Below are 16,818 nucleotides of genomic sequence, written 5' to 3' on the forward strand. Positions count from 1 at the left end.
AACGCCGCCCCTGGCCGTCGATCTAAATCTGCGAGGACAGCTCGACCGGGAAATCGTCGTTATCGGCATCGCGCATGGCGGCGAGGCTTCTGTTATCGAGCACCTCGGCAATCGCCTGGCGCACTTCCAGCATCATGTGCCGGACCTGGCAGGTCGCCTCGTCGCAATCCTCGCAGCGCTGGTACTGCGTGCGGCTGGCGCAGGGTATCGGCGCCAGCGGGCCGTCCAGCACGCGTACGACATGGCCGATCTTGATCTCGGAGGCAGGGCGGGCGAGGCGATAGCCGCCTTCCTTGCCCTTGCGGCTCTGGACGAAGCCGGCATTGCGCAACTCGCCCAGGATGGCGTCGAGGAATTTCTTCGGGATGTTGTTGGCGACCGCGATGTCGTTGACGAAGGCCAATTGGCCGACCGGCAAGCCGGAAAGATGCACGAGGGCCTTGAGGCCGTATTTGCCTTTTTTTGTCAGCATGCCCGAGTCAACCCGTTGAAGCCCCAACCACCCCGCATCTGGCGGCTGTTTGTGTGCAAATAATGACGATTTCGCCGCGCGATGATATTTCGCGAAAACAAGACGCCGAATGGCACGTTAGGCACAAACGCGTTGATTCTTTGTAACGTTTTGCCGGGATGGCGCCGTATTCGTCCTGGTGGATGGCAGAAACGAAGAAAGCCGGCTCGTTGCCGGCTTTCTTCATCTACTCAATCGATGCTGCAACCGTCAGCGGCTGCCATAGGCCTGGTCGAGCAGGCCGCCGGCGGCGAAATGCTCTTTCTGGATCTTGTCCCAGCCGCCGAAGACGTCTTCCACGGTCAGCAGGCGTATCTGTGGGAAATCGGCCTTGTATTTGGCGGCGACGGCCGCATCACGCACCCGGTTGCCGTTCTGGGCGAGGATGTCCTGGCCCTCCGGCGTGTAGAGGAAATCGAGATAGGTCTTGGCCAGTTCGCGCGTGCCGTGCTGGTCGGCGACCTTGTCGACGATCGCCACCGGGAATTCGGCGAGCAGGCTGACCGAGGGCGTCACCTGCTCGAACTTGTCGTCGCCGTACTCCTTGCGGATGCCGCGCGTCTCGGATTCGAAGGTGATCAGCACGTCGCCGATCTCGCGCTGCACGAAGGTGGTGGTCGCGGCGCGGCCACCCGTGTCGAAGATCGGCACGTTGTTGAACAGCTTGGTGATGAACTCCTTCACCTTGGCGTCGTCGCCCTTGAAGGCTTCTTTGGCGTAGGCAGTGGCCGCCAGATAGGTGTAGCGCGCATTGCCGGAGGTCTTCGGGTTGGGGAAGATCACCTGCACGTCGTCGCGCACCAGATCGTTCCAGTCCTTGATGTGCTTGGGATTGCCGGCGCGCACAAGGAACGAAGGCAGCGAATAGAAGGGCGAGGCATTGTCGGGAAAGTCCTTCTGCCAGTCGGCGGAGACGAGCCCTTTCTTGACCAGGAAATCGACATCGGTGACCTGGTTGAAGGTGACGACATCGGCGCCAAGGCCCTCGGCGATGGCGCGCGCCTGCGCCGAGGTGCCGGCATGCGACTGGTCGACGGTCACGCCCGGATGTCCGGCGACGAAGGCCTTGTTGACCTGGACGAACAGTTCGCGGCCAACGTCATAGGAGGCGTTGAGCAGCTTGTCGGCCGACCAGGCTTGGGAGGATGCGAGGAACAGGCCGGCAACAGTGGCAACGCCGAGGAAAAATCGCTTCATGAAAAAGGCTCCGGATGCAATGCGTATGCTAACCATAGCCGTGGCGCAGGGGGCGGGGCGAGGCATCGAGGCGAGGGCCTGGGTCTTGTTGCTAGAAAAACTGTTGCCCGAACAGGTGGATCGTAGGATTTTCTTTCAAGAGGGTCATGCTGTATAGCGGATGAAAGATTAGGTCACTGCCATCGGGCGAGAAGTCCCTTTGGCATACCAAAGTCGCCGTGGTCTCACGCCGCCGGAAACAGCTTCCAACGCCCCGGACGGAACGCCACCCGGCTCTTCTGGGCCGCGGGATGGCCGACAGGCAGCTCGATCTCGACCCGCTGGCGCTCGCCGCCGATTTCGAGTTCGACGCGCCGTGTGCCGGCGACGCGGCGACTGGCTGCGACCGTGCCGGCGATGCAGCCGCTGCAGCCGTCGAGCAGTTCGACATCGTGCGGGCGAAAATACAGCGTCGCCTCGCCCTCGGGCGCGTGCGGCGCCGACAGGCCGATCGGGCGGTCGGCGAGCCAGATCTCGCCATTCTCGACCTTGACGGGAAGCGAGCTCGATTCGCCGATGAAGCCGTAGACGAAGGGCGAGTTCGGCGTGTCGTAGATATCGTCGGCGGTGCCGACCTGTTCGATGCGGCCCTGGCTCATCACCACGACGCGGTCGGCAAGCTCCAGCGCCTCTTCCTGGTCGTGGGTGACGAAGACGGTGGTGTGGCCGGTGCGGTCATGGATCTCGCGCAGCCAGCGGCGCAGTTCGCGGCGCACCTGCGCATCGAGCGCGCCGAACGGCTCGTCGAGCAAAAGCACCTTGGGTTCGATCGCCATGGCACGCGCCAGCGCCACACGCTGGCGCTGGCCGCCGGAGAGCTGTGCCGGATAGCGCTTTTCCAGCCCCGAAAGCTGGACGAGGTCGAGAAGCTCGGAGGCGCGGCGGCGGATTTCCTGCGCCGGTGGCCGCGAGGATCCGTGCCGGACTTTCAGGCCGAAGCCGATATTGTCGGCCACCGTCATGTGCCGGAACAGCGCATAGTGCTGGAAGACGAAGCCCACATTGCGCTCCTGGATCGACTTCTGCGAAGCATCCTCGTCGCCGAAGAAGATCTTGCCGCGCGTCGGCCGTTCCAGCCCGGCGATCAGCCTGAGCAGCGTCGTCTTGCCGGAGCCGGACGGCCCCAGCAAGGCGATCAGCTCGCCCGACTTGATGTCGAGCGACACGTCATGGAGCGCCGGAAACCGCTCGAACTCCTTGCGCACGTTGGCAACGCGAACTTCCATACAAATCCCTTTGTAGTTGATGCATGTCGTTGTCCCAAAACCGGCTCCCACTTTTGGGCGACATGCATTTAGTCAGTGTCCGCGCGTCGCGGCGAGTTCGGCGCCGTAGCGCATCTCGAGCAGTGTTTTCAAGACCAGCGTGACGAGCGCCAGCCCGGCAAGCAGTGAAGCGACGGCAAAAGCACCGACGGCATTGTACTCGTTGTAGAGGATTTCGACATGCAGCGGCATGGTGTTGGTCAGGCCTCTGATATGGCCCGACACCACCGACACCGCACCGAATTCGCCCATGGCGCGCGCGTTGCAAAGCAGTACGCCGTAGAGCAGGCCCCATTTGACGTTGGGCAACGTGACATACCAGAAGGTCTGCCAGCCATTGGCGCCGAGCGAAAGGGCGGCCTCCTCGTCGCCATTGCCCTGTTCCTGCATCAGCGGGATCAGTTCGCGGGCGACGAAGGGGAAGGTGACGAAGACGGTGGCCAGCACAATGCCAGGCACGGCGAACAGGATCTGGATGCCATGCGCCTTCAGCCACTCACCGAGCAACCCTTGCGCGCCGAACAGCAGCACATAGACCAAGCCCGAGATGACCGGCGAGACCGAGAAGGGCAGGTCGATCAGCGTGGTGAGAAACGCCTTGCCCTTGAACTCGAACTTGGCGATCGCCCATGCAGCGGAGATGCCGAAGACGACATTGAGCGGCACAGAGATCGCTGCGACCAGCAGCGTCAGACGGATGGCCGAGCGAGCGTCCGGCTCGCCCAATGCCAGCGTATAGGCACTGATGCCTTTCGCCAGCGCCTCGTGGAAGACGATGATCAGCGGCAAGAGCAGGAAGACGCCGAGGAAGACAAAAGCGATCGCCATCAGCACGGCTTGCGCGGGACGGCTTTCCGTCACCGCGGCCGAGCGGCTCTCATGGTAGGGTTCGTAGGATTTGATTTCGGGATCAGCCATAGCGCTTGCGGCTCCATGTCTGCACGAGATTGACGACCAGAAGCATGACGAACGATAGAGCCAGCATGATCGCCGCGATCGCGGTCGCCGCCGGGTAATTGTATTCCTCCAGCCGGATGACGATCAGCAGCGGCGCGATCTCGGATTTGTAGGGCAGGTTGCCGGCGATGAAGATGACCGAGCCGTATTCGCCGACGCCGCGCGCGAAGGCCAGCGAGAAGCCGGTGATGATGGCCGGTGCCAGGCCTGGAAACAGCACGCGGGTGATGATCTGGAAGCGGTTGGCGCCAAGCGTGGCGGCGGCTTCCTCCACCTCCCTGTCGATCTCCTCCATGATCGGCTGCACCGTGCGCACGACGAAGGGCAGGCCGATGAAGACCAGTGCCACGACGATGCCAAGCGGCGTGTAGGCAACCTTGACGCCGAGCGGCATCAGCAATTTGCCGATCCAGCCATTCGGCGCATACAGCGTGGTGAGCGCAATGCCGGCGACCGCGGTTGGCAGGGCGAAGGGCAGATCGACCATGGCGTCGACGATGCGGCGGCCGGGAAAGCGGTAGCGCACCAGTACCCAGGCGACCAGCGTGCCGAAGACGACATTGACGGCCGCCGCGAGGAAGGCGGTGCCGAAGCTGATTTCCAGCGCATTGATGGTGCGGCGGTCGCTGGCGATCGCCCAGAATTCAGCCCAGCCGAGCGAGGCCGAGCGCCAGATCAGCCCGGACAGCGGAATGAGGATGATGAGGGTGAGGTAGGCAAGCGAGAAGCCGAGCGTCAATCCGAAACCTGGAATGACACTCGGCTGCCTGAATCGCCACCCCGCCTGAGCGGGTGCTGTGGTCATGGAGTTCTGGATCGTCCCTTCTCACTCAACCAGATTGTCGCCGAAGAAGCGCATTCACGGGCTTCTTCGGGCTCTGCCCAACCTCACTGGGCCGGCTTGTAGATCTGGTCGAATATACCACCATCGCCGAAATGATAAGGCTGCGCCTTCTTCCAGCCGCCGAAAAGCGGATCGTCGATGGAGATCAGCTTGATGTCGGGGGTCTTGGGCAGATCCGCCGGCGCCACCAGTTCGGGCTTGGCCGGACGATAGTGGTTCTTGGCGATGATCGTCTGGCCTTCCTTGGAATAGAGCCAGCCGAGATAGGCTTCGGCCACCTTGCGCGTGCCCTTGGCATCGACGTTGGCGTCGACGATAGCCACCGGCGGCTCGGCCAGGATCGATGTCGGCGGATAGACGATCTCGAAATTGTCGGCACCGAATTCGTCGAGTGCCAGATAGGCGTCGTTTTCCCAGCCGATCAGCACGTCGCCGATGCCCTTTTGCGCGAAGGTGACGGTCGAGCCGCGCGCGCCGGTGTCGAGAACCGGGGCATTGGCGTAGAGCTTGCCGACGAATTCCTTGGTCTTGGTTTCGTCGCCGCCATCATGGGCGTTGGCGTAAGCCCAGGCGGCCAGATAGTTCCAGCGGGCGCCACCGGAGGTCTTCGGATTGGGTGTGATCACCTGGGTGCCGTCCTTGACCAGGTCGCTCCAGTCGTGGATTCCCTTGGGATTGCCCTTGCGGACCAGGAAGATGATGGTCGAGGTGTAAGGCGCTGAATTGTTTTCGAATTTCTTGCGCCAGTCGGGATTGATCTTCTTCGATTTGGAGACGATTGCGTTGATGTCGCCCTCGAGCGCCAGCGTCACCACATCGGCGTCGAGGCCGTCGATCACGGCGCGGGCCTGGGCACCCGATCCGCCATGCGATTGCTGGATGGTGATCGCCTCGCCGGTCTCGGCTTTCCAGTGGGCGGCGAAGGCCTCGTCATAGGCCTTGTAGAGCTCACGCGTCGGATCATAGGACACGTTGAGGATGGTGGTGTCGGCAAACGCGAAACCGAGCGTGCCGAACTGGACAGATGTGGCGACCAGTGCGCCGAGCAGTTTCCGGAAATGAGGTTTGGTCATTTCTGCCTCCGTTGAACCCGGGCCAAATCTAGCGAATTGATAGAAATTAGATGCATCGAATGTTGCCTTTTTTGCCCTCCTGAAGAAAATCTTCGACGATCTCCTGCTGCATCGGGAAATATTTTCCTCGCCGGCGCCCGGCGCGGATTCGAGGTCCTAACTAGGGATGCGCGGTGCCGAGGCAAGGCCGCACGGTCCGGCACATCACTCGGCGCTCACCGGGAAATCGAAGCGCTGGGTGGGAAGGGGCTCATGCCGGAGCGTATAGTGCCACCATTCCCGCGCGTAGTTCTTGAAACCGCCGGCACGCATGGCCTCGACGAGCAGCTTGCGGTTTGCTGTCGCTTCATTGCCGAGCGGGCGATGCGCCGTCTCGCTCGTCGGGTCGAAACAGTCGAAACCGCTGCCGAAGTCGAGCGTATCGGCATCGATGGCGCCGCAGGCGGGTTTGGCGACGGATGGGCCGTCGGCCCGCGCAATCGCGACATCGACGGTCGAACCGCGCGAATGGGTCGACAACTCACCAACATAACCCTTGGCGATGAGGTCGCCACGCCGAACCCCGGGATACCATTGCGGATCGGGCGGCCCGCCTTGTCGCGTCCAGTCGCCCATGTCGGCGACGGCACGGGCAGGGCGGTAGCAGTCGAAGACGACCAGCGTCAGGCCTCGAGCGGCGATTGCCTGCTGGACGCCGGCAAGAGCTTGCGCCGCCTGCAAGGTGAGAATGCAGAGTGGTGCGTCGTAGCCGGTCACCTTGCGGTGTAGGAAATTGTCCGCGCCGGCGTAGCGGATGTCCTGGCGGATGGACGGGGCGATATCGGCGAGGCGGACGAAGCCGGCGGGGAGGGCATCGGCATGTGCCGGCAGAACGGAAGCGACAACCGTCAGCGCGTAAAAGCCAACCCGCAGAATCGCCTGGCTCACTCTATTCAACGAACACTTTCACGCTGGCCGCTCGCCCGGCCGCGTCGATCACGGTCAGCGTCGAGTAACCGGTGCCGTCCGGTTGCCAGGTCGCGGTGCGGCGGCGGTCGATGCCAACCAGCGGTTTGCCGTTCGCAAGCCAGCGGAACGGCGCACGGCCGCCTTGCAGCTTGAGCACCAGCGGCGTGGCGTCGGCGGAATTCGTGGCGAGGTCGACGCGGGCGCCGTCCGGCGGGAAGATGATCGTCGGCGCGGGCTCGGTCGGCGTCGCCTGCACCAGGCCATCGGCGCCAGCGCCGAAGCGGGCGAGCGTCACCGGCAACTCCTCGCGCTTGGGGGTGAAGGCGCCGGGCGGCTTGCCCGGCAGCGGCACGGTCGCAAGGCCTGAGCGGACAAAGCCCTCGAACAGGATGGGAGCGGCCGAGACATAGCCGGAAAGGCCCGGCACGGCGCTGGCGTCCGGGCGACCGACCCAGACGCCTAAGACGTAGCGGCCGTCGAAGCCGACCGACCAGGCGTCGCGGTAGCCGTAGGAGGTGCCGGTCTTGTACGCGATGCCGCGCTGCAAGGCGCCTTCCGGTGGCTTGACCCCCGACAAGATGTCGATGATCTGCCAGTTCGCCTGGTCGTTGAGGATGGTGGCGGTGGTGCGCTCGGCATTCGTCGGCTCGGTGCCGTCATGCAGCGTGTGCGTCTTGCCGCCATTGGCGAGCCCCGTATAGAGCTGGACGAGATCGCGCAGCGTGACGCCAACGCCGCCGAGGCCGATGGCCAGGCCCGGCGCCTCGTTGACCGGCAGGATCGGGTTGACGCCGGCCTGACGGAAGCGCGCGGTCAGCCGCGCCGGGCCGACCGCATCGAGCACGCGGATCGCCGGCACGTTGAGCGACAATTGCAGTGCCTGCCGGACGCTGACATCGCCCTGATAGCCCATGTCGAAATTCTTGGGCCGGTAGCCGCCGAAATCGACCGGGCTGTCCTCGATCAGCGTTTCCTGCGCCACCAGCCCCTGTTCGAAGGCGAGGCCATAGATGAACGGTTTCAGCGTCGAGCCGGGCGAGCGCACGATCTTGGTCATGTCGATCCAGCCGGAGCGGCTGGCATCGAAGAAATTGGCCGAGCCGACTTCGCCCAGAATGTCGCCGGTGCGGGAATCGGCCAGCACCATGGCGACGGACAGACGCGGTCCGAGCTTGGTCGCGGCGTCCCTGGCCACCTGTTCCAGTCCTTCCTGAACGCTCTTGCGAATCGTCAGCTTGAGCGGCTCGCCGGGAACGGCCCTGGGCAGCATCGCATAGGCGGCGTGCGGGGCAAGCGCCGGCAAGGCGCGGCGCAGGCCCGACACGTCGTCAAGGGCGGCGCGCGCGGCCTCGCGTTCGCCGATCAGGCCGGACGAGACCATGCGGGTCAGCACGCGGTCACGGGCGGCGTGGGCGATTGCGAGGTTGCGGTCGGGCCGGCGCTTCTCCGGCAATTGGGGCAACGCGACGAGCAGGGCGGCTTCCGAAACGGTGAGTCTCTTCGGCTCCTTGCCGAAATAGGCAAGCGAGGCGGCGCGCACGCCTTCGAGGTTGCCGCCATAGGGCGCCAGCGTCAGATAGCGTTCGAGGATCTCGCGCTTGGAGAGCCGCCGCTCGATCTGGATGGCGCGCAGCATCTGCTTGATCTTGGAGCCGAGGCTGCGGCTTTCGCGCGGCTCGATCAGACGGGCCAGCTGCATCGACAGGGTCGAGCCGCCAGAGACGATGTGGCCGCTGGCGCCGAACTGGCCGGCTGCGCGGCAAAGCGCCAGCACGTCGATGCCCTGATGGTCCCAGAAGCGTTTGTCCTCATAGGTGACCAGCATGTCGACGAACTGCTTGTCGACCTGGTCGATCCGGGTTTCGAGCCGCCAGTAGCCGTCCGGCGTGGCGAAGGCGCGCAACAGCTGGCCGTCGCGGTCCTGGACTTCGGTCGAGACCGTGAGTTCCGCCGGCAGCGGCGGCGGGAAGGCGCGGTCGAGTTCCCAGAGGGTGGCGACGGACACCGCGAGAATGCCGGCGCAGGAAGCTGCCGTTATGGCGGCGCGGCGAAGGAATCTTCTTGAAAGCATGGCGTCGCCCCTCATTGCCCTGTCGGGCATTTCTCCCCGTACAGAGACGGGGAGAAAGGAGCCTTCACAAAGGCTTTCGCCAATTTCCAAAGTTGCAGAATCGGCGCTGACGATTGCGGCAGTCCCCTTCTCCCCGTCTCTATACGGGGAGAAGGTGCTGGCAGGCGGATGAGGGGCAGCGCCATCGTCCTGTTCATGTTCACCACAGGCACCTTACGGCGCCTTGATTTCCATCATGCCGGTGGCGGTGCGGGCCGAGTATTGCGGCCGGTACATGTCTTCCACGGTTGCCGCCGGATGGGCATAGGTGCCCGGCGTCACCGCGCGCACGACATAGGCGAGCGTCAGATTGTGGTCGTGATCGCCGTCGGCCGGGTTGAACGCCGCGACGAAACGGTCGTCGCGGAATTCGAGATGAGCCGCGTCGGTCTGCGCCAGCCAGGAGAAGTTCGTCAACTGCGCGCTGGAGACCAGGCCCGGATTGTCTATCTCGAAGCCGGCCGGCAACAGGTCGGTGACCAGCAGGCGCGACGGCCAGCTGTTCTGCTCGGTGACCTTGAGCACGACGACATAGCGTTCGTTCTGGGTTGCCTCCGTCACATTGGCTTCGGTGCCGTCGAGCTTGTAGTAGGTGCGGCTGATGCTGAAGCCGTCACCGCCGGCCGGCAGTGGCTGGATCGGCGACGCCACGGTGGTGACGACGGCCTGCAGCGGGGTCTTGCCGGTGTTGGCGATTTCGAGCGGGCTTTCGACCAGTTCGGAGCCGTTGACCTGGTTGGAATAGCCACCCGAATGCGGCGCGCCATTGACGGAGAGCGTGATCGAATCATTGCCCTCCTTCAGCGCGCGGGCCGCCAACAGCATCCAGGAATCGTCCTGGGTGCTGGTCCAGCGCACTTCGGCGCGTTGCCGGGTCACCAGCTTGATCAGCTCCGGCACGACCGACGAAACCGGCTTCGATTCCGCCGCCAGCGACAGCATTGCCGCGCCGTCACGCAGCGCCGAACCGTAGTCGGAGCGGTACCAGTCGTAGTCGGTGCTCGATTTGGCGAGCTGCAGCGCGGTCTTGAAGGTCGCCTCCGAGCGCTGGGTGTCGCCGTAGAGCGCAAGGCTCGCCGCCAGCTGGGCAACGGCCATCGGGCTCGAGAAGGCTTCGAGCTGGGTGTCGGCGTAGTAGCGCAGATCGCCGATCGAGGCCTTCTTGTTGCGGGCCAGGACGTAGAGGGCGTAGGCGATCTCGCTGCCGCGGTCCTGTACGCTCTGGTCGTAGCCGAGCGAGTTCTGCAGATTGCTCAGCGCCTGGTTCATGGCCAGAGCCGGCACATCGTATTTCTGCTCGCGCGCCCTGGTCAGGAACTCGCTGACATAGGCGTCGAGCCACAGATCGCCGGAGCCCGGGCCCCACAGGCCGAAGCTGCCGCTCGAGGACTGGTAGCTCAGCACCTTGTAGATGGCGTCCTGGATACGGCCATGCAGGTCGGGGTCGCTTTCCATGCCGACGCCCGAGGCCATCTCGTTGACATAGAGAAGCGGCATGGCGCGGCTAGTGGTCTGCTCGGCGCAACCATAGGGGTAGCGGTCGAGCGTCATCAGGAGCGAGGGCACGTCGAAGGCAGCCGTCTGCGAAACGCCGACGCTGACGGAAGCACCATCAAGCAGGCTTGCCGCCAGCAGTTCCTTGTCGACGCGCAGCGCGCCGCCATTGCCCTTGAGGTCGACCACAAGGCGCGTGGTGACCGGCAATTGCGCCGGGCGCACCGGCACGTAGAGCGTCTGCTCGACCTTGGTGCCGTCGGCGTGCGCCAGCTTGATGGTGAGCGAGGCATTGCCCGGCGTCTTGGCGATCAGCGGCACGGTCAGCGTCTGGCGCTTGCCCTGGGCGAGCGTCAGCTTCTGGGGCAGCGGCTTGTCGCCCGTCGACAGGTCGCCTGTCGTGTCGATCGAGAAGGCATAGTCGCCGGCCGGGCCGTCGGTGTCGGCCACGTCAAGCCGCATCACGGCATTGTCGCCGGGGGCCAGGAAGCGCGGCAGGCCGGCGGTGATGACCACCGGGTCGCGCACGATGACATCCGACTGGGCATGGCCGACCGCTTCCTTGGTCCAGGCGACTGCCATGACGCGCACGGTGCCGTTGAACTGCGGGATGTCGAAGTCGATCCGTGCCTTGCCGTCGGCGTCGAGCTGGACCGGGCCGGAGAAGAAGGCGACCAGCTTTTCGGTGGGCGGGCTACCTTGCGCCTGCATGTTGGCGCCGTCGCCGCCGGTCCTGAGCTTGCCGGTGGTGCCCAGCGAGCCGTCGATCAGGCGGCCATAGATGTCGCGGATCTCCATGCCCAGCATGCGCTGGCCGAAGAACCAGTTCTCTGGGTCGGGCGCCTTGTAGTTGGTCAGGTTGAGGATGCCGACATCGACGGCGGCGACCATGACATAGGCGTTGGTGCCCGGCTGCACGCCGGCTACGGAAACCGGGATCGACAGCTGCTGGCGCGGCATCGTCTTGTCCGGCGGCGTCAGCGTGACCGCGAGCTTCTTGGCGCCCGGATCGACCTTCAGCCATTTCACGCCGATGGCGCGGGCCGGCATGCGCGTCTCCTGCGCGTCGCCCGGCCGGAACAGGGTGGCCGTGACATAGGCGCCGGCGCCCCAATCGTCACCGACCGGAATGTCGACGGTGCTGCCGCCGGCCGGGACGGTGGCCGTGATGGTCTTCAACAGCTTGTCGGAACCGATATTGATCAGAAGCTCGCCGGCAAAATGCGGCGAGACCTTCAGCCTGGCCACTTCGCCCGCGGCATAATTGTCCTTGTCGAGAGCGATCTCCAGGCCGTCAGGCGTTTCGGTGGTGGTCGAGGCGACATACCAGCCGGCGTCGAACTCATAGCTGGTGGCCGGTCCCTCGGGATCGGAGGTTTCGACCTCGAGCCGGTACTGGCCCCAATCGACGGGAACGGAGACGGTGGCGTCGCCATCGGCCCCGAGGTCGATCTGGCCATTGGCGATCGACTTGGTGAAGGTCACCGGCTCGTAGCTCCACGAATTGTTGGAGCGGTACCACTGGTAATTGCGTTCGACCTTGACCAGCGTCCACTGCGCGCCTTTCAGCGCCTCGCGCTTGCCGGCCGGATCGACCGCAATCAGACTGAATTTGGCCGTGCCGCCCTGCGGCACTTCTTCGTCGGCGAAGTCCGGACGGATGCCGATCATATGGCCTTGCGGGCGAATGCCGATGTCGAGCGAGCGCTCGATGGCGCGGCCACCGGTTTCGCGCATGCGCACCGTCACCTTGCCGTTGACCAGCTTGGTGGTCGAGGGCAACTGATCGACGGTAACAGGGAAGGTCGCCTTGCCGTCATCGCCGACCACCGGCAGGTTGGTCAGCGGCGTGACGGTGGGCTCCGCCGACTGCTCATCGGCGAGGCCGAAGGAGAAGTTGGGGAAGCGGTCCCAGTCGCGCGCCGTCGACAGCGTCAGCTCGCCTTCCAGCGCCAGGCCCGCCGCCGGCGCGCCATAGAGGAAGCGGCCGTCAATGTTGATGTTGGCGGTTTCGCCGCGCTCGATCTCCTGCTTGTCGGCCTTCATGTCGAATTCGATGCGATCCGGCACGAAATCCTCGACCAGGAACATCTGGCTGGCGACAGCCGACTGCTTCGGATCGGTGTAGATCGACACCGACCAGGTGCCGCGCATGGCGTTGGGTTCGAGCGGCAGGTCGACGGCATGGCCGCCGGCCGAAGCGCCGTCGCTGACGATGCGGCGGTCCTCGACGCCGTCTGGACGCGAGAAGATGAAGGTCAGCGGCAGGTTCTCGACCGCCTTGGCGGCGCCATCGCGGGCAAGGGCGGCGACATGGACATCCTCGCCGGCGCGGTAGATGCCGCGTTCGGTCCAGGCATAGACGTCGAGCGCGCCGGGCGCCGCGCGCCCGGTGACGCCACGGTCCGACAGGTCGAAGCCGGCCTTGGACATATCGAGGAAGACGAAATCATTGTCGCCCTGCTTGGCCATCAGCACGGCCGGCACCATGCCGCCGTCGCCGCGCGTCAGGCCGGGGTTGAAGACCGCGTGGCCGTCGGCATCCGATGTTGCGGTGCCGAGAATCTCGTTGTTGCGGGCAACCAGCGTCAATTCGGCGCCGGCTATCGGCTTGGCCGAGCCCAGCGAACGGGCAAAGACATTGAGCCCGTCCTGGCCGGTATAGGTCGACAGGCCGATGTCGGAGACGACGAACCACTGCGTGGCCAGGGAATTGTAGTCGTCGCCCTTGCCGTCGACGGCCTGCGCGGTCAGCACATAGACGCCGGGCTTGCGCTGCGGCAGCGCTTCGTCGACCGGGAAGGAGGTGGTGACCTCCTTGTTGAGGTCGTTGACGATGTCGAGCTTGCCCTGCCAGACAGGCGCGCCCATCTGCTCGGAAATGTTGGAAATGTCATAGCCGTCGAGCTGGTGCAGGAACTGGTAGCCCGACAGAAGCTGCGCCAGCGAGCGGTCGCCGATGCGGTAGAGCTTCATTTCGGCGGCGTTCATGTTGACGGTGACGACCGGAATGCCGCGGCGCGCGCCGGCCGGCAGCACGAAGCTGTCGCCGGTGAAGCGGGCGGACGGGGCGCGGTCCTGCACGTAGATCGACAGCACCACGGGAGCGGCGGTCACTTCGCCGATGGCCGCCGGCAGGCCGGCGCGGAAGGTGACGTCATAATGCTGGCCGTGTTCGAGGCCTTCGACGCAGATCTGCTTGTCCTTGGCCTCGACGCCCTTCGGCGGCGCGTTGTCGACAGTCACGAACTGCGCGTAGTCGACGCCGGTCTTGACCAGTTCCTCGGAGAATTGCGCGCAGATGCGGGGCGCGCTGGTGTCGGCATCGACGCTGTGGTCGACGACACGGAAACCCTTGCGGGCCTTGAGATCGGCATAGTCGGCCTGCACGGCCGGCGACGCAACCAGCGCAAGGCTCGCCTCATAGGCCTGCAGCGCCGGGCGGTAGAGATCACGCTTGTCGAGGCCGGCGCCAAGCAGCGCCAGCACGTCCGCGCGCGTCTTGGTGGTGCGTAACAACTTATAGGCGTTGAAGGCGGCCGAAGTGGCGTTCATCGGCAAGGTCGACGCTTCGGAGGTGTTTGTGGCGGGCTGCACGGCCAGCGTTTCACGCGCCAGATTGAGCCAGAGCTGGCCATCGTCGGGCATCACCGAGACCGCGGCCTCGTATTTCTGCATGGCGGAGCGATGGTTGCCGGTCAGCACGGCCTGTTCGGCCGAGTTGATCAGGGCGGCCATGCCTTCGGTCGGCTTGTCGAAGGCCGGGCCAAGCAGCCTGTTGCGGTACTGCTGGGCCTGGTCGGCCATCCAGTTGGGGAAGAAGGTCAGTTCTGGCGGCGCGCCGATATCGGGATCGCCGTCAATGTTGACGACCTTGCCGGCGATCGCGCCATTGAAGGACTTGAGCTGGTTGTAGTCGGATTTGAGAAAGCACCATTTGGCCTTGGTGTTGTAGGTGAAGGCACGGCAGGCCGGATCGCCAAGGCATGTCGTCTTGCACTGGTCGAGGGTGACATTCTGATCGGATCTGAGATCAAAGCCGAAATAGTCGGAATTGTCCGTCGTTGCGATTCGCCGGGCCTCGGCCGCTTGCGCGACACCATTCCAGGCCAAGACATTGGCCCAGGCGAAGAAGAGAAGGATCAGGATTGACAGACCACGAGCCGCGCGCATTGCCATTACACCCTCCAGACAATTGCAGACGTCCAGGCATGTTCAAGCTCCAGTCAAGCTTGTCAACTCAGGACGCGGCAGGGTTCCGCCTGCCAACGGTTTCCTTTCCGGCCGATGACCGGTAGTACCTCCATAGGACAGGGGATCACGCATTCTTGCGGCGACGCAAAAGGTGTGAATTCCAAGCCCGTCCTATTTCAGACAATTGGATTGTGGCCCCTTTACGAGCGCTTCAGAACTTCATTCCAATTTTAGTTTTGTAACCTAGGTTGTCTTAATGCCGGCGCATGAAGAGCAGATGTCAGGAGGGACCGCGCCAGGGCGCGTGCTTCCGCGCGTCCTGCTCTTGGCCATGATGTGCGCGACCGCGCTGGCCGCCGAATCAAGGTCTGCGGCCGCTTTCGAGCTTTTCGGCATCAAGCTGTGGGGATCGTCCAACGACGAGGACGCCGATATCGTCGATCCGCTGCGCTATGCCGTGACGATCACCGCGCCCGATGCCGACAAGGATCTGGTCAAGAAGCTCGAAAACGCGTCGGCGCTGAAGGGCGATGAGGATCGGCCGGTTTCCGGTTCGCTCGGGCTGATGGCCAAGGCGCGCAGCGATAGGGAACAACTGGTCGCCGCCCTTTACGCCGATGCCCGCTACGAAGGCGTGGTCACCATCACCATCGACGGCAAACCGCTCGACGACTTGCCGCCGGATGCCGAATTCAAGGGTCCGCAGCCGATTCCGGTGGCGATCAATATCGCCGCCGGCCCGAAATTCACCCTCGGCGACATCAGGCTGGAGGGCGACGCGGCGGGGCTGATGAGCGCCGATTACGGTCTGATATCGGGCGGCGACGCCGGATCGGGGGCGGTGCTCAAGGCCGAGGCGCTGATCGTGCGGACGCTGAAGGAGCAGGGCCGGCCGCTGGCCAAGGTGACCGACCGGCAGATCGTCGCCGATCATGCCACCTCGACGCTCGACGTGACGCTGACGGTCGCGGCCGGGCCGGTCGCCGGATATGGCGCGACCACGGTGGAGGGCACGGAGAAAGTCGACCGCGATTTCACCGAATACATGACGGGCTTGAAGCGCGGCAAGCAGTATTCGCCGCAGGAGATCAGCGACGCACGCGACAGGCTGCTGGCGCTGGAAGTCTTCAACAGCGTGACGTTCAAGGAAGCCGACAAGCTCGATGCCGACGGCAACATCCCGATCGACGTCCAGGTCAGCGAGCGCAAGCCGCGCTATTTCGGCCTGGGCGGCACCTTCTCGAACACGGAAGGGCTGGGCCTGGAAGGCTATTGGGGCCACCGCAACCTGTTTGGTCACGCGGAAAAGCTGCGCATTGATGGCGCCATCAGCGGCATCGGCAGCAACAACCTGTCCGAGCTGAACTACAATGCCGGCATCATGTTCGAGAAACCCGGCGTGATCGGGCCGGCGTCGAAGTTCTTTGCCAGCTTCAAGACCGTGCTCGAGCATCCGGATGCGTATGACCATTTCTCGGTCAAGGGCAGCACCGGCCTGTCCTATGAACTCGACAAGAAGCAGACGGTCTCGGCGGAAGTGGCGCTCGACTATTCCAGGATCACGGATGCGTTCGGCAAGCACACCTACCTCATCGCCAGCGTTCCCCTGCAATATGTCTATGACAACAGGGATAGCAGGCTGAACCCGACCAGGGGCTTCCGGGTGCTGGCCTATGCCGAGCCGAGCTACGACATTCTGAGCGGTGCGGCCTTCCTCAAGCTGAAGGGCGAGGGATCGGCCTATCAGTCGCTGGACACGGCCTCGAAATTCGTGCTGGCCGAGCGCGTCGCCGTCGGCTCGATCGTCGGCACCGGGCTGCAGAACGTTCCGGCCGACCGACGCTTCTACTCCGGTGGTGGCGGTTCGGTGCGCGGCTATGCCTATCAGGGCATAGGCCCGAAAGACTTCACCGGCCAGCCGATTGGCGGCCTGTCCTTCTTCGAGACCTCGGTCGAAATGCGCATAGCCGTCACCGATACGATCGGTATCGTGCCGTTCGTCGATGCCGGCACGGTGTCGACCAAGTCGGTTCCCAACTTCTCCGACGTCAAGGTCGGCGCCGGTGTCGGCCTGCGTTACGTCACGCCGTTCGGGCCACTGCGCATCGATGCGGCCGTGCCGCTCAACCGCGATCCCGGCGATCCGCATTTCGGCATCTATGCCGGCATCGGGCAGGCGTTCTGAC

Annotated in this window: 10 protein-coding genes; 1 reads left to right on the plus strand and 9 read right to left on the minus strand. The window is 64.4% G+C overall.

The features are described 5' to 3' along the window. Positions 1-22 precede the first annotated feature (22 nt). The 9 genes from CK228_RS09660 to CK228_RS09700 all read right to left on the minus strand — a co-directional run bounded on the left by CK228_RS09660 (position 23) and on the right by CK228_RS09700 (position 14,617). Positions 23-472 carry an Rrf2 family transcriptional regulator gene (locus CK228_RS09660; protein ID WP_095773862.1) on the minus strand — a complete coding sequence of 150 codons (450 nt, stop codon included), beginning with the start codon at positions 470-472 and terminating at the stop codon, positions 23-25. Positions 473-721: 249 nt separating this feature from the next. Next, a complete protein-coding gene (locus CK228_RS09665) occupies positions 722-1,708 on the minus strand; it encodes a sulfate ABC transporter substrate-binding protein (protein ID WP_095787684.1) in 987 nt (328 codons plus the stop codon). Positions 1,709-1,932: 224 nt separating this feature from the next. After that, positions 1,933-2,973: a sulfate/molybdate ABC transporter ATP-binding protein gene (locus CK228_RS09670; protein WP_010910344.1), complete on the minus strand. Its 1,041-nt coding sequence runs from the start codon at positions 2,971-2,973 to the stop codon at positions 1,933-1,935. A 72-nt stretch (positions 2,974-3,045) separates the two neighbouring features. Then, positions 3,046-3,930 carry a sulfate ABC transporter permease subunit CysW gene (cysW, locus tag CK228_RS09675; protein WP_095773864.1) on the minus strand — a complete coding sequence of 295 codons (885 nt, stop codon included), beginning with the start codon at positions 3,928-3,930 and terminating at the stop codon, positions 3,046-3,048. Next, the gene (gene cysT / locus CK228_RS09680; RefSeq protein WP_095787685.1) at positions 3,923-4,774 is read right to left on the minus strand and encodes a sulfate ABC transporter permease subunit CysT; all 852 of its coding nucleotides are present in this window, start codon (positions 4,772-4,774) and stop codon (positions 3,923-3,925) included. The genes cysW and cysT overlap by 8 nt, the downstream gene beginning before the upstream one ends. 83 nt (positions 4,775-4,857) lie before the next feature. After that, positions 4,858-5,886 carry a sulfate ABC transporter substrate-binding protein gene (locus CK228_RS09685; RefSeq protein ID WP_095773866.1) on the minus strand — a complete coding sequence of 343 codons (1,029 nt, stop codon included), beginning with the start codon at positions 5,884-5,886 and terminating at the stop codon, positions 4,858-4,860. Between the two features lie 204 nt (positions 5,887-6,090). Then, positions 6,091-6,822 (minus strand): M15 family metallopeptidase, encoded by a 732-nt coding sequence (locus CK228_RS09690; protein ID WP_095787686.1) that lies wholly within the window; start codon positions 6,820-6,822, stop codon positions 6,091-6,093. Then, complete coding sequence (pbpC, locus tag CK228_RS09695) at positions 6,815-8,905, minus strand: penicillin-binding protein 1C (RefSeq protein ID WP_245438001.1); 2,091 nt, start codon at positions 8,903-8,905, stop codon at positions 6,815-6,817. Before pbpC ends, CK228_RS09690 begins: the two co-directional genes overlap by 8 nt. A 213-nt stretch (positions 8,906-9,118) precedes the next feature. Next, the gene (locus CK228_RS09700; protein ID WP_095787688.1) at positions 9,119-14,617 is read right to left on the minus strand and encodes an alpha-2-macroglobulin family protein; all 5,499 of its coding nucleotides are present in this window, start codon (positions 14,615-14,617) and stop codon (positions 9,119-9,121) included. A gap of 271 nt (positions 14,618-14,888) precedes the next feature. On the opposite strand from CK228_RS09700, the gene CK228_RS09705 reads away from it, so the two are divergent. Beyond that, entirely contained in the window at positions 14,889-16,817 is a 1,929-nt protein-coding gene (locus CK228_RS09705) for an autotransporter assembly complex family protein (protein WP_095787689.1), read from the plus strand. Position 16,818: the final 1 nt, after the last annotated feature.

The organism is Mesorhizobium sp. WSM4312 (assembly GCF_002294875.1).
GTDB lineage: Bacteria > Pseudomonadota > Alphaproteobacteria > Rhizobiales > Rhizobiaceae > Mesorhizobium.